Here is a 513-nt window from a genome sequence, read left to right as displayed (position 1 = left end):
GTGACTCCTCCGCCTCCTGAAGGAGGCGGCTTCTCGTTAAGCCGCTTGCGCGGCGTCGCGAAGGGCAAGCCCTGCCCTGAGGATGTTCTTGGCCGCGTTGACGTCGGCGTGCGTGGCATGCCCGCATGCCACGCACCGGAACTCGGCTTGGGTGACACGGTTCTCCTTGGCCACGTGCCCGCAACGGGCACAGGTGCGGGAGGTGTTGGCGGGGTTCACCGCGATCAGCTCTCGACCGGCGCTTTCAGCCTTGTGCGACAGGATCGTCAGGAACACCCCCCAACCCGCGTCCAGAATCGAACGGTTGAGGCCGGACTTTTGAGCGACGTTACGGCCGGGCGCGTCGATCGTGCCGGACGCCGAGCGGGTCATGTTCGCGATCCGCAGGTCCTCGTGGGCGATGACGTCGTAGTCGCGGACCAGCGCGAGGGCGGCCTTGTGCGCGCCATCGCGGCGTTGACGGCGGACCTTGGCGTGCAGCACGGCCACGCGGGCGACGGCCTTGCGCCTGCG

At 68.6% G+C, this 513-nt stretch carries 1 protein-coding gene; it reads right to left on the bottom strand.

What is annotated here, in order from left to right; genetic code table 11:
- Positions 1-36 precede the first annotated feature (36 nt).
- The coding region (locus Sru01_RS35210; RefSeq protein WP_203995320.1) for an RNA-guided endonuclease InsQ/TnpB family protein at positions 37-513 on the bottom strand (477 nt) is incomplete at its 5' end.

The organism is Sphaerisporangium rufum, assembly GCF_016863395.1.
Lineage (GTDB): Bacteria > Actinomycetota > Actinomycetes > Streptosporangiales > Streptosporangiaceae > Sphaerisporangium > Sphaerisporangium rufum.
This window is presented reverse-complemented; position numbering and strand designations above follow the sequence as displayed.